9 protein-coding genes and 1 pseudogene are annotated in these 8,497 nt (G+C 29.9%); 3 read left to right on the forward strand and 7 right to left on the reverse strand.

All coding sequences use genetic code 11. From position 1 onward, the window contains the following. Positions 1-439, forward strand: a pseudogene (locus QNK89_RS01995) (biotin--[acetyl-CoA-carboxylase] ligase); the annotation flags it as partial. On the opposite strand, the gene QNK89_RS02000 reads toward QNK89_RS01995, so the two are convergent. Next, on the reverse strand, positions 436-831 hold the full coding sequence (locus tag QNK89_RS02000; RefSeq protein ID WP_340169300.1) for an SRPBCC family protein: 396 nt from the start codon (positions 829-831) through the stop codon (positions 436-438). The pseudogene QNK89_RS01995 and the gene QNK89_RS02000 sit on opposite strands and share 4 nt — an antisense overlap. Positions 832-894: 63 nt before the next feature. Then, positions 895-1,539 carry an orotate phosphoribosyltransferase gene (gene pyrE, locus QNK89_RS02005; RefSeq protein ID WP_340169301.1) on the reverse strand — a complete coding sequence of 215 codons (645 nt, stop codon included), beginning with the start codon at positions 1,537-1,539 and terminating at the stop codon, positions 895-897. A gap of 130 nt (positions 1,540-1,669) precedes the next feature. On the opposite strand from pyrE, the gene QNK89_RS02010 reads away from it, so the two are divergent. Further along, a complete protein-coding gene (locus QNK89_RS02010; RefSeq protein WP_340169302.1) occupies positions 1,670-2,251 on the forward strand; it encodes an NUDIX domain-containing protein in 582 nt (193 codons plus the stop codon). A gap of 16 nt (positions 2,252-2,267) precedes the next feature. Here QNK89_RS02010 and QNK89_RS02015 read toward each other — a convergent pair whose 3' ends face one another. The 3 genes from QNK89_RS02015 to QNK89_RS02025 form a co-directional block, all read right to left on the reverse strand. Then, on the reverse strand, positions 2,268-4,001 hold the full coding sequence (locus QNK89_RS02015; protein ID WP_340169303.1) for a M14 family metallopeptidase: 1,734 nt from the start codon (positions 3,999-4,001) through the stop codon (positions 2,268-2,270). A gap of 32 nt (positions 4,002-4,033) precedes the next feature. Beyond that, entirely contained in the window at positions 4,034-4,207 is a 174-nt protein-coding gene (locus tag QNK89_RS02020; RefSeq protein ID WP_340169304.1) for a hypothetical protein, read from the reverse strand. A gap of 116 nt (positions 4,208-4,323) precedes the next feature. Continuing rightward, positions 4,324-4,551: a hypothetical protein gene (locus QNK89_RS02025; RefSeq protein WP_340169305.1), complete on the reverse strand. Its 228-nt coding sequence runs from the start codon at positions 4,549-4,551 to the stop codon at positions 4,324-4,326. A gap of 125 nt (positions 4,552-4,676) precedes the next feature. Here QNK89_RS02025 and QNK89_RS02030 point away from each other — a divergent pair, with 125 nt between their 5' ends. After that, positions 4,677-6,299 carry a SulP family inorganic anion transporter gene (locus QNK89_RS02030; RefSeq protein WP_340169306.1) on the forward strand — a complete coding sequence of 541 codons (1,623 nt, stop codon included), beginning with the start codon at positions 4,677-4,679 and terminating at the stop codon, positions 6,297-6,299. Between the two features lie 407 nt (positions 6,300-6,706). Here QNK89_RS02030 and coaD read toward each other — a convergent pair whose 3' ends face one another. Continuing rightward, a complete protein-coding gene (gene coaD, locus QNK89_RS02035; RefSeq protein WP_340169307.1) occupies positions 6,707-7,162 on the reverse strand; it encodes a pantetheine-phosphate adenylyltransferase in 456 nt (151 codons plus the stop codon). Between the two features lie 64 nt (positions 7,163-7,226). After that, a complete protein-coding gene (locus QNK89_RS02040) occupies positions 7,227-8,201 on the reverse strand; it encodes a D-alanine--D-alanine ligase (RefSeq protein WP_340169308.1) in 975 nt (324 codons plus the stop codon). Positions 8,202-8,497: the final 296 nt, after the last annotated feature.

Genomic DNA, 8,497 nt, shown 5'->3' on the forward strand with positions numbered 1-8,497 from the left:
GCCTAACGACATTTTGTCAGCGAATAAAAAAATTGCTGGTATATTGATAGAGAATGTAGTAAAACACAATAAATTAGACTATTCTATTATAGGAATTGGATTGAATGTAAACCAAACTGATTTTGAAAACCTAGCTAAAGCCACTTCTTTAAAAAAATGTTGCGCTAAAACATTTGATTTAGATGAAATACTGCTTAAGTTTTTAGTAATCTTAAAGGATAGTTTTAAAAGATTAGAAACGAATGCTTTTGAAGCCTTAAAGGCAGATTACGAATTTAAACTCTTTAGAAAAGATAAACCTTCAACATTTAAAAACGCTGAAGGTTTATTGGTTTCTGGTTTTATAAAAGGTATATCTTCAACAGGAAACTTGGTAATCCTTTTAGAGGACCAAATTATTGAAGAATATTCCTTAAAAGAAATTACTTTACTTTATTAAACTGCTGTTTGCATGTTTGTAGCAAGCGTATCTATAAACTTACTAATAGGGCCTTTAATCATCATGGCCATCATGGCATTAAATTCTCCTTCAAATTGAAGCTGAACTTCGCTAGTAGTATTATCTATTTCAATAATATTAACAATTAAAGAAAAATCTAGTTTTCCTCCAGCAGCACCTAAGAAAATTTTGCTGTGTGGTATTGTTTCTTTTTTCTTGAGTACAATTTCTGGCATTCCTTTTAGAGCAAATAAAAATTTGTCTTCTCCTAGAACTTCAAATTTGCTTATGTTTTCTGGCATAAGTGTTTCAAAATTTTTAACATTACTTAAAAAGTTAAAAGTGTCTTCAGCCGATTTGTTTATTGTTATTTTTTGTGATTCTAAATTCATATTAGAGTACTTTTTAAATTGTTTTGTATTTGGTTTCACAACCGTTTTATATGCATTTAGATATCAAGAAGCGTTCCATTCGCTTGGATTATCTTTCCAGGCAGACAAAGTTTCTTGTTGATTATCTGTAATATAATTTGTCTCTGCAGCCTCAATAAGTAAGTTCTCGTAGTTGCCTAGAGTGTGCAACTCTATATTTTCGTTTTTAAAATTAGCTTTAGCAACATCAAAACTATAAGTGAAAATAGCAACCATGCCTTTTACATTTACATTCGCTTCTCTAAGTGCTTTTACTGCATTAAGACTACTTTTCCCTGTGCTAATAAGATCTTCTACTACAACAACATTTTGACCGCTTTCTATAAAACCTTCTATTTGGTTTTGGCGACCATGTCCTTTAGCTTCAGGTCTTACATAAATAAATGGCAGCCCTAAATACTCTGCAACTAGCATACCAATACCTATTGCACCTGTAGCAACGCCAGCAATTGCATCTGGTCTACCATAATGTAGTTCTATAAATTTAGCCATTTCTTCACGTACATAATTTCTTACTGGTGGATATGATAAAATTATTCTATTATCGCAATAAATAGGCGAATTCCATCCAGAAGCCCATGTAAATGGTTCTTTTGGGCTCAATTTAATAGCGTTAATTTGTAGAAGTACTTTTGCGGCTTGTCTAGCGATGTGTTTGTCGAAAATCATAATCGCAAAAATAAACAATTATTTAATTTTATGTGGTTATACATAAAGCTAAAATTTATTTTTTTAAGAGTACTATAACTAAAATAAAAATAATATTTTTACAAAAGCTAATTATTCGCCACATTAAAATATGCATTACATTTTTGTAAATGATAAACCAATAATTTTAACAACATTAGTTGAAAAGGAAACAGATTTTAAAAACTTTCTTTTAAATGATGTAGATATTGAACAAGCTTTAAGAGTACTTAAGAAGAAAAAAGTAAAATCGATAAGGCTTATACATCATAATGAAGATAAAGTTTTAAAAAAATTTTTGAAAAAACTACCCAATGTAATAGCTGGTGGTGGCAAGGTTTATAATAAGAACAAAGAAATATTATTTATCTACAGAAATAATAAATGGGATTTACCAAAAGGTAAAACAGAGAAAAAGGAATCCATAGAAGAAACCGCACTGCGAGAGGTAGAAGAAGAAACAGGTGTAACTAGATTAAAAATTGTAAAACCTTTAGATACTACTTACCACATATTTAAAAGAAACGATAAATTAAAAATAAAAGTCACCTATTGGTTTGAAATGGCTACCGATTTTGAAGGTGAATTATTTCCACAAGAGAATGAAGGTATTGCCAAAGTGGCTTGGTTAAATAAGACCCAAACAGAACAAGCGTTAACCAATTCTTATGCTAACATTAAAATGCTTCTTTAAAACATTACCTTAAATACTACTTTAATATCCTGTAAATAGGGTATTGTAAATGTGCTTTCTCGTAATTTTCACTTTTTTTATGAATCCAATCTAATTGTGCATACCAGTTATTAGCAAAATCTGGTTCGTAAGATTTTTTTAGATTAAGCTCTATTTGTAGTCTTGGATTTTGAATTAATAATAGCTTAGCTTTATCTTCCCATACATAAGGAGAAAAACCTTCTTTTTGCTGTAAAATAGTATCGAAAAAATTCCAATTAAAAAACGAATCTGGTGCTTGTGGCTCTAAAGTTTCTAGTAAATATCTTAAGCTCGCTTGATTGGTATTAATAAGAAAATCGCCTTTTTTAAATGTAATGGTTTTTGTTGACGAGGAGATAGAAGTTTTATAGTGTAGGTAATGGCCTTCGTAAGGAGCGTTTCTACTCTTGTAATCTTCAATTTTATAACTCTCTACAGTAATTGTAGAATCTTTTTTTAGCGTAAGCATTTCTGTATTATTCAATTTTAATAAATCAATAATAGTATGCCATCCTTGAGGAATAACGTAGGCTTTAGGTATTACAATTTCGTTTACGCCTTTAAAATGGTTTTGGTAAGTTACTTGTTTTAAAAAGGGCTTTTCTTTATTATATTTTAGTCGGTTTTTGCCTGTGATCTCACTAGGGATTCTTTCGCCTTCATAGCCTTTAAAACTTAGTGTAGCGTTTTTTAGAATATCAATTTCCCAATTTAAAGCATAGCTTTCTTGCTTAATTAACTTGTTAACAGCATCTAATCGTAAACTTTTAATTTTCTCACCATCTTTTTCTGTAATCTCAACCATGCTTTTCATGAGTTCGTAAGTTCCTTCAACTCGTTGTTTATAAGGTTTTAACATGTGTGTTTCTACCATCATGCCTAAAGCATTAAAAAGAGTAGTGTATCCTGTAGAATAACGTGGTGAGTCCATAAATTGACTAAATCCAGATTCTGGTGTACGGTTAAAAACATTAACATAAGGTGTAATGTCCCAATTTTTATTGGCAAGTTCTTTTTCTAGACTTGGCATCATTTCGTTTTGTAAATAGTTTCCTAATTCACCACCAAGTTTATTGTGTTGCGTAAATAAATGTGTTAAAGTATATTGGTAGTCTGCTCCATTACTTACATGGTTATCTATAAAAACATCAGGTTGTACTAAATGAAAAATTTCGGCAAAAGTTTTAGCGTTTTTGGTATCGCACTTTATAAAATCTCTATTAAGATCGTAATTTCTGGCATTTCCTCTAAAACCATATTCTTTTGGTCCGTTTTGGTTGGTTCTTGTAGATGTATTTCTGTTTAAACTTCCACCAACATTATAGATAGGTATGGTAACTAAAACTGTATTTTTTGGCGCTTCAATTTTACCTTGCGCTAAGTCTCTGTATAGCATCATAGTGGCATCTATACCATCACTTTCTCCAGGATGAATACCATTATTAATTAATATAATACGTTTATTTTTGCGTATTTGAGAGAAATTAAATTGACCATCGTTATTTAAGGTAACAATATGTAAAGGTTTTCCAGAATCTGTCTCACCAATAGATTCTATTTTAATTGAAGGATAAGTGTCTGCTAAATTTTTGTAATACTTAATAGTTTCTGTGTAAGTGGCAGTTTCTAAACCTTCAGATTTTTCGAATACTGTTTTGAAATCGTATTCTTTTTTTGTAGTACAGCTGATACTGGAAAGTATAAGTAAGGTTATTAGTGTTTTTTTCATTTTGTATTTTTTAGGTATTAATAATGTAACACTTAATTTATCTCTCGATATGCTTTATTGCTAATATTAGCAATTCTTTTTTCAAATTCATCAATTAAATTTTTACAAAATGCAATTGTTGGTTCAATTACTTGAGTCCAATTGTCTAACTCTAAATGGTATTTTGAAACAATTTTCCATCCGTTATTGTTTTCGCAAGTTATCATTGGACTATAATTATGGTCTTTAGCAATTTTACTTAATAAATTTAGGTTTGGATTTTTCTTAAAAAAATATTCAAGATTTTTGTTATCTGTCTTGATTTTAAATCGACTTTTTTTTCTTAAAAATAAATAGGCTGAATAGTTTTTGATAATTCGCAAGTAATTGTGCCAACGTACGCAGTTCCTGTTCTGTTAATAATTGTAAATTTGTTTTCCTTGTATTTAAAAGCTAATTTGTAAGTTACATTAGGGCTTCTAACACCACCACCAATCGAGATGTCTTTATCTTTAAAGTTGAATTTTCCATTCTCATTCTTAGCAATCGTATCAAATACTTCTCTATACATTTATAATATTATTAATGTTTTTGTTTACCAAATTATTAATAGTAACGTTCAATAAACAAATATAAGAATTGCAAGTTTGTGTATCTATTAATTAAGCGTACTTTTGCAGCTTGAAAAAATAGACCATGACAGCATTTTTTAGAAAACAGACAGCAAACGCAAAAAACGATATTTTAAGCGGAATTACAGTAGCTTTAGCCTTAGTGCCAGAAGCTGTAGCTTTTGCTTTTGTTGCAGGTGTAGATCCATTAGTAGGTTTATATGCTGCATTTATGATTGGCTTAATTACTTCTATATTTGGTGGTCGTCCAGGAATGATTAGTGGAGCAACTGGAGCATTAGCAGTAGTTATGGTCTCTTTAGTAGCCGAAGGTAATGGCATGGGAGAAGCAAGCGAAAATTTAGGGTTATATTATTTATTTGCAACTGTTATTTTAATGGGAATTATACAAATGTTAGCAGGTGTTTTTAAGCTTGGAAAATTTGTAAGATTGATACCACATCCAGTAATGATGGGTTTTGTAAACGGATTAGCTATTGTGATATTTCTTTCACAATTAGGAATGTTTAAAGAGCTTGTTGGTGGTGAAAAAGTATGGATGCAAGGTTCTGTATTATATATAATGATTGGTTTAGTCTTGTTAACTATGGGAATAATGTTTGGTTTGCCAAAGCTTACTAAAAAACTACCTGAGGCTTTAGTTGCTATTTTAGTAGTATCTGCTATTGCAATTTTTGGTAACCTAGATGCAGCAACAGTTGGTAGTTTTATTAGAGATGGTGGTGGAGCAGGTTTAAAGGGAGGTTTGCCAAGTTTTCAATGGGATATTTTTAGTAAAGTACCTTTTAATTTAGAAACTTTAAAGTTCATCTTTCCGTATGCTTTAATATTAGCAGCTATTGGTTTAATTGAATCTTTAATGACCTTAAATTTAGTCGATGAATTAACCGAAACCAGAGGTAACTCTAACAGAGAATGTTTAGCTCAAGGAGGAGCAAATATAGTTACAGGTTTTTTTGGTGGAATGGGTGGATGTGCCATGATTGGGCAATCGTTAATTAATATTAAAGGAGGAGGAAGAGGCAGATTATCAGGTATTGTAGCAGCATTAACTTTATTAACTTTTATATTATTTGCTTCAGGTTTAATTGAGCAAGTACCAATAGCAGCTTTAGTAGGCGTTATGTTTATGGTTGTTATAGGAACTTTTGCATGGTCTAGTTTTAGAATTTTAAATAAAATACCTAAAAGTGATGTTATTGTTTTAATTGCAGTTTCTATATTAACCGTAATTTTCGATTTAGCAATTGCAGTAATAGCAGGTGTAATAATAAGCGCATTAGTATTCTCTTGGGAAAATGCAAAACGTATTCGTGCTAGAAAGCGTATGCGCGAAGATGGAACTAAGGTTTACGAAATTTGGGGTCCATTATTTTTTGGAAGTATTCAAGCATTTAACGATAAATTTGATGCTAAAAACGATTCTGAAAAAGTAGAAATTGATTTTGTAGAATCTCGCATAAGCGATCATTCTGCCTTGGAAGCCATTCTTAATTTAGTGGCAAAATATGAAGCAGAAGGTAAAAGCATAAAACTTAAACATTTAAGTGAAGATTGTAAAGAGTTACTCTATAAATCTAATCCTAAGTTTAGAGAAGTTATAATTGAAGCAATTGATGATCCTAGGTATCATCTAGCAGAAAATCCAGAAAAGTTTACCAAAGGTTTATCTGAATATAAGTTTTAATTTGTCAATGCTGGTGTTTTTTACCAAAATCAGCAAATTTTAAATAAAAAAATAGAAAAGCACAGTTTTTTAAACTGTGCTTTTTTGGTCTACGAAAAGTATATTTTTTAAGAGACTCTTTAATATTTCTGAATATTAAGAATTAATATTCTTTTTTTTAAAAATTGAATAAACCCATTTGAAAAAGAAAAATATAACCAATATAATTAATAATATAACTATGTAATACATCCATAAATAATCAGTTTGACTTTTAAGGCTATAATATTGTTTTAATAAAAAAAGGAGACAAGCAGTAATATAGGATATTATAGCTATTAGTAAATTTAAATGTTTCATGATTAATGTATGAATATATCACATGCAGGGTAACGAATAAAACAATCGCTATTTACAATCCAACCTTCTTATTTTACTCTTACACTATCTGGCACTAACTTGGTGTAATCTCCATTGTTTCTAATCACTTCTCTAACTATTGAAGATGAAATATAACTTGTGCTTGCAGCTGTTAATAGAAATACAGTTTCTGTAGGAGCAAGGTCTCTATTGGTATGCGCAATGGCTTTTTCAAATTCAAAATCTGCTGGGTTTCTTAAGCCACGAAGAATAAAATCGATTCCTAATTCTTGACAAAAATGTACTGTTAAACCTTCATAACTTACCACTTTTATTTTAGGTTCGTCTTTAAAAGCTTCTTTTATAAAACCCATACGTTCTTCTAGAGAAAACATGTATTTTTTAGAAGAGTTTACTCCAATGGCAACTATAACCTCATCAAACAAAGTTACACCGCGTTTAATAATATCATAATGTCCTGAGGTTATTGGGTCAAAAGATCCTGGAAAAAGTGCTCTTCTCATGGTTTAATATTTTTTTATTCAGCTTAAATATAATTATTTTTTAAACACTTTAGTTTACTAATTACTACTTCAAAGCTTCTTCAATTGCACTTTCAAACAACTCTGCCATAGTAATACCAGCTTCTGCAGCTTGTTGTGGTAAAATACTTTCGTTTGTTAGGCCAGGAACAGTGTTTATTTCTAGTAAATGTGGTTCGCCATTTTTAAAAATAAATTCACTTCTTGTAAAGCCTTTCATTTTTAATATTTCGTAAACCTTTTTTGCGAGTGTAATTACTTTTTCTTCTTGTGTTTTAGATAGTCTTGCAGGTGTAATTTCCTGGGACTTACCAAGGTATTTAGCTTCGTAATCGAAAAAATCATTCTCACTAACAATTTCAGTAATTGGTAATACTTTAGTTTTTCCTTTATATGTAATAACTCCTACAGAAACTTCTATACCATCTAGAAAAGATTCTATAATAATCTCATCGTCTTCTTTAAAAGCATTATCTATTGCTGCTTGAAGTTCTTCTTTCTTGTAAACCTTAGAAATTCCAAAACTACTTCCTGCTTTATTAGCTTTTACAAAACAAGGCAAGCCAACTTTTGTTATAATTTCATCTTCAATAACGGTGTCTCCTAAATTAAGATAATAGCTTTCTGCAGTTAATATTCCATAAGGTTTTAAAACACTCAGGCAATCTCGTTTATTAAAAGTTAGTGCCGCTTGGTAGGCATTACAACTTGTTTGAGGTATGCCAATAAGTTCAAAATAAGACTGCATAAACCCATCCTCTCCAGGCGAACCATGAATAGCATTAAACACACAGTCGAATGTAATTTTTGCTTCGTTTACAATAACTGAAAAATCTTTTTTATCTATTGGAAATTCAGTATCAACCGCATCTACATAAACCCATTTGTTCTTAAAAACATAAATACAATAAACATTATATGTGTCTTTGTTTAAAGTGTTAAAAACAACGTTTCCACTTTTTAAAGAAATTTTGTATTCGCTAGAATAACCACCCATTATTATGGCAATATTTTTTTTCATTCTTAAGTTTCCGCGAAAGCGGTAATCTATAATCGGTTAAACTTCGTATAAATTAATATAAAGCAAACAATAAGCTTCAAAGTTAATTTGTTTAGCTAAAATATCATTTATTTAATAGCAAAGGAAAACCTTTTTGTTTTTATATATTTGCCACACTTATTTTAACCAATTTATTATATGAGTATTTTTAAATTTATAACTAGTAAAACATTTTTTAAACAACTTGGATTAGCTATTGTTGCTCTATTAATTTTATGCTTTATTATTTTTAAATGGTTAAATATTACTACTAATCA

The sequence above is a fragment of the Lacinutrix sp. genome, from assembly GCF_037625555.1.
Classification (GTDB): Bacteria; Bacteroidota; Bacteroidia; order Flavobacteriales; family Flavobacteriaceae; genus Lacinutrix.